Source organism: Phyllobacterium sp., assembly GCF_037994425.1.
Lineage (GTDB): Bacteria > Pseudomonadota > Alphaproteobacteria > Rhizobiales > Rhizobiaceae > Phyllobacterium.
In genome coordinates this window covers 1-4,166 of sequence record NZ_JBBNAM010000387.1, presented here as the reverse complement: position 1 = coordinate 4,166, position 4,166 = coordinate 1, and the positions used below count along the sequence as shown (strand labels likewise).

Annotated in this window: 5 protein-coding genes and 1 tRNA gene; 1 reads left to right on the top strand and 5 read right to left on the bottom strand. The window is 59.1% G+C overall.

The genetic code is table 11. From position 1 onward, the window contains the following. The 4 genes from AAAB35_RS25885 to AAAB35_RS25870 form a co-directional block, all read right to left on the bottom strand. Positions 1-316: ABC transporter permease (locus AAAB35_RS25885; protein WP_340671211.1), on the bottom strand; the 316-nt coding region annotated here is incomplete at its 3' end. Further along, positions 306-1,022 (bottom strand): ABC transporter ATP-binding protein, encoded by a 717-nt coding sequence (locus AAAB35_RS25880; protein ID WP_340671210.1) that lies wholly within the window; start codon positions 1,020-1,022, stop codon positions 306-308. The genes AAAB35_RS25885 and AAAB35_RS25880, both read right to left, overlap by 11 nt. A gap of 12 nt (positions 1,023-1,034) precedes the next feature. Then, entirely contained in the window at positions 1,035-2,327 is a 1,293-nt protein-coding gene (locus AAAB35_RS25875; RefSeq protein ID WP_340671209.1) for an efflux RND transporter periplasmic adaptor subunit, read from the bottom strand. A gap of 356 nt (positions 2,328-2,683) precedes the next feature. After that, complete coding sequence (locus AAAB35_RS25870; RefSeq protein ID WP_018855005.1) at positions 2,684-2,875, bottom strand: hypothetical protein; 192 nt, start codon at positions 2,873-2,875, stop codon at positions 2,684-2,686. Between the two features lie 441 nt (positions 2,876-3,316). Between AAAB35_RS25870 and AAAB35_RS25865 the strand changes: the two genes are divergently transcribed. Further along, positions 3,317-3,392, top strand: a tRNA-Lys gene (locus AAAB35_RS25865). A gap of 47 nt (positions 3,393-3,439) precedes the next feature. Here AAAB35_RS25865 and AAAB35_RS25860 read toward each other — a convergent pair. After that, complete coding sequence (locus AAAB35_RS25860; RefSeq protein ID WP_112649718.1) at positions 3,440-3,661, bottom strand: hypothetical protein; 222 nt, start codon at positions 3,659-3,661, stop codon at positions 3,440-3,442. Positions 3,662-4,166 lie beyond the last annotated feature (505 nt).

Below are 4,166 nucleotides of genomic sequence, written 5' to 3'. Positions count from 1 at the left end.
TCGCGGTCGTCTGATTGAGCGGCGCCACGGCGCGCAGGCCATTGACCTGATCGCGGATGGCGTCGACGTCCTTGATCGTGAATCGGCGTGCTTCCGAACTTGGGCGGCCGGGACCGAACTGACCCGGGCGCGCAAACAGCATGTTGGTGCCGAGCCGTGAAAGCTCGGCCGAAACCTGGGCGGTCGTACCGTTGCCGATCGTCACCAACGCGATGACGGCCGCCACCCCGATGACCACGCCGAGCACCGTGAGGAAGGAACGAAGCATGTTCCGGCTGATCGCACGCAGCGCAAGTTTCAGCGTCTCAAAGAACATGATCCGCCCTCCCGCGATGCTCGACCTCGGTCTCGAGCTTGCCGTCTATGAAACGCAGCAGGCGCTGAGCGTAGGCAGCAATATCGGGCTCGTGCGTGACCATGACGATCGTGATGCCCTGTTCGCGGTTCAGTCGCGTCATCAGGTCCATGATCTCGACGCTGGTCTTCGTGTCCAGATTGCCGGTTGGCTCGTCCGCGAGAAGCAGAGAGGGCTCGGTCACGATCGCCCGGGCAATCGCGACACGTTGCTGCTGGCCGCCGGACAGTTCCTGCGTCTTGTGATGCTCACGCCCGAAAAGCCCCACAAGCCCGAGCGCCTCCTTGGCCTTGCGGTGGCGCTCGCTTGCATGCATGCCGCGATAGATCAGCGGCAACTCGACATTCTCCAACGCCGAGGTGCGCGGCAGCAGGTTGAACCCCTGGAATACGAAGCCGAGCATATGACGGCGCAGCAATGTCAGCTGGCTGCGGTCGAAGCCCTGTGTCGATACGCCTTGGAAAATGTAGTCACCGGCGCTCGGCACATCGAGACAACCAAGAATGTTCATGGCCGTCGACTTGCCCGAGCCGGAAGGTCCCATGATGGCGACGAATTCGTGTTCGTGGATCGACAGATCCACCCGGTCGAGGGCGCGGATGGCCGCCTCTCCCTGACCATAGATCTTCGAGACCTGCTTGAATTCGATAAGTGCCGGGCTCTGCATCGTGAGCCTCGCCTACTTCGCCTGCGTAGCGTCGGTAATCACCGCATCGCTTTCCTTCAGGTCACCGGAAACGATCTGAGTGAATTGCCCGTCGGAAGACCCCACCTGGATGATCACTGGTGCCGGCTTGCCTGCTTTCAGCAGCCATACGCGCCGCTTTGCTCCGGTCAGGGCTTCGCCTTGGTTGCCGCTCCGTGGCCCCATGCGCGGTGGTCGGAGGAGGCCGAAGATGCCGCGGCCGCGGGGAGACTCTGCAGCCGGGGGGGCATAGCGAAGGGCCGAATTTGGGATCATCAGGGTATTCTCGACTGCCTCAACGGTGACATCAGCCGTCGCCGTCATGCCAGGACGCAGCAACAGGTCAGCATTGTCGACCGACAGGATCGCCTTGTAGGTCACGACGTTGTTCGTGGTCTCGGATGCAAACCGAATCTGCTTGATCTCGGCTGGAAAGGTCCGGTTGGGATAGGCATCAACCGTGAACGTCGCCTTCTGGCCGACGGCAATCTGACCGACATCGGCCTCGTCGACATCGACCTGCAGTTCCATCTTCCGCAGATCGCCGGCGATGACGAACAGCACCGGCGCGGACAAGGACGCTGCGACCGTTGCACCGGGATCAACCGAACGCGTGAGAATCACGCCGTTGATCGGCGAGACGATCTTCGCCTTGGCGAGGTTGACTTCGGCCAGCCGCAAATCAGCCTCAGCAGAAAGCACGGCAGCGACGTTGATGTCCTTTGCGGCGACCGCGGAATCGAACTTATAGCGCGCATCTTCGAGGCTCTGCTGCGTAGACACGTTGCTCTGAACGAGGTTGCGGGCTCGTTGGAACGAGCTCTGGGCCGACTCGAGGTCGGCGGTGGCCTTCACGACGTTTGCTTTCGCCGAATCGAGTTTCGCCCGCGAACTCTTGACGTCCGCCTCAAGCTTGTTCGTATCGAGAGCGCCAAGGACCTCGCCGGCCTTGACCTCGCTGTTGTAGTCGACGTTCACCTCGCGAACCGTACCCGACAGCTCGCTTGATATATCCACTTGCTCAGTCGGCTGCACGGATCCGGTTGCCGTAACCAGCACGGTCAGGTCGCCGCGTTTGATAGGTTGAGTGGCGTAGCTGTATTGGTTGCCTTCTTGCCGCGCATAGAAATAGGCCACCCCGCCGGCCGCAAGAATCAGCAGAAGCAATACCAATAGGTGACCACGCCAACGGCCCTTCGACTGTTTGCGTGAAGCCGCAAGGACGGTCGCCAGGTCGGCGCTCGCCTTGGTCGGCTTGGTTTCGTGCATAGTCTTGACGTCGTTCATTCCGACCTCGATCAACATGCTGCCAACGCAGCCGCCAGCAAGATGATCATGTCGAAGCTGAACGGCAGATTAGCATCGGCCCGGATTGGCACGAAATGACGGTCGAATGAAATGAAATCTTGGTAATCAAAGTTCAGTTTCCGTAGGCTGAAATGGGACCGAGAAGATTCGCTTTGTATTGGCCGTCGCTCTTTAGCTGGGCCTTCGACCTCTTCGATCTGCAGCCGCTGAAACTGCAGAACCGTCGTGGAGAGCTGCAGCCCCTCGCCGGACTGACCGAGCGATGGCCACACCGCAACGGCGACAAAAGCGAATCCACTCGATTTGCTACAGTCCTTATGCGTTTGATAGAACCATCAATGAACCGGTAGACGCCGCTTGGCGGCCATGAGCAGATCGAGTTCCGTGGCCGATGGCCCGAACTTCTCATAGAGCCGCTTTGCCTCGGTTTCCTCTAGTCTATACTTCCTGGCAAACTCACCGAGGCTGTAAGGTCGCCCGCGCAACACTTTTCGGGTGGTCGTTGTGGGTGTGGTCACGCTGGTCATCGCAGTCTCCTTGTCTGTACAAGGAGCTAGCTAGAGCGTCATGTGACTTTGTGAAGGTATCGACCAGCCTCGGAAAGGATTGATTCGATTAAATCTTTTTCGGTGGAACCTTCTGATCCGTCGCGCATTTATATGCTGAGATTGTGAGCCGAGCCAAGCGGACTCGGCGGCGCGAGAGTATACCCGGATTTTTCCGCTTTCTCCGGGTCGTCAACACTATTCGAACTTTCGTCCGTCCGGTTCATGACCTCGTTTCCCCCAACTTTTACAAAGCGCCTTCGGGCGCTTTTCTTTTTGACCGTTTCCAGGGGGCCGCCTTTTCAGGCCCAGTCGCAAGAAATGTGCCTAATGCACAGGGAACGGTGATTTTTTGGTTGACCGCAATGGGGCACCTGCATATGTTCCGCGCACTTCCAGCCGGACGCACCGCTCGGCTTCAGGGAGAGCGTAGCTCAGCCGGTAGAGCAACTGACTTTTAATCAGTAGGTCTCGGGTTCGAACCCCGACGCTCTCACCATGAAATTGGGACGGCGACTGCCTTGCGTCCTCGCACCACGTTCGTGTCTAATAGCTGCACGGGCGGCCGTTACTAGGTCTGAACCCATCTGCACAGGCTGGATTTACAGAGCGATCGCGTAGATAGGCCGATGACGACCCGATTGATGGGGTTTGATCAGGGTTTGTGGTGCAGGCTGAGGTGATTGTGGAAAGGCCGATCAGCGCCACGGCCGCCAGAAATGTGAGAAATCTGTGCGTCCGCGCTCCTCCGGGAGGGTCATTGCTCACCGCCGCGCGCGCAATCTAGCGTGTCATCGCAAGCCCGGGCGAGAAGTACGGCGCCCTTTGCCACGGCACAGTTCACGAATCCGCTACCGCCGGCGAGTTCCAGATCCTCTGGGGCATCGCTGTGCGGCGTGAGGCACGATGAAGCGAAACTCACCTGATTTTATCCGACAGGTCGCAGATTTTCGTCCTGTAGGTAGTGGGTTGAACTCCATTCCGTGATGTCATCACTCTACTGGCGTGCTGGAAACGCTATTCACTACCCCGGTGCCGCGATGCCTGGATGTGCGGAAATCTTTCCTCCGGGCAAATGCTGCCGCCTTGCCCGCAGATCCGGTGTCCTCGTCCTCGCCCCATTAGCAATGTGACGCCTATCAATGCGACGTCGCCTTCCTGCTGGCCAACAACAGAATGTAGTCATCCGCTGCATCCGCTATTGCCATCGCCACTTCCGCCGGCGCCCACCCCTTTAGTTGCGCATCGCGGATGATCTGATGGAGCGCGGGTT

Coding starts and splice junctions, on each gene's coding strand:
- AAAB35_RS25880 (WP_340671210.1), bottom strand. CDS start 1,022: ATGCAGAGCCCGGCACTTATCGAATTCAAGCAGGTCTCGAAGATCTAT.
- AAAB35_RS25870 (WP_018855005.1), bottom strand. CDS start 2,875: ATGACCAGCGTGACCACACCCACAACGACCACCCGAAAAGTGTTGCGC.
- AAAB35_RS25875 (WP_340671209.1), bottom strand. CDS start 2,327: ATGAACGACGTCAAGACTATGCACGAAACCAAGCCGACCAAGGCGAGC.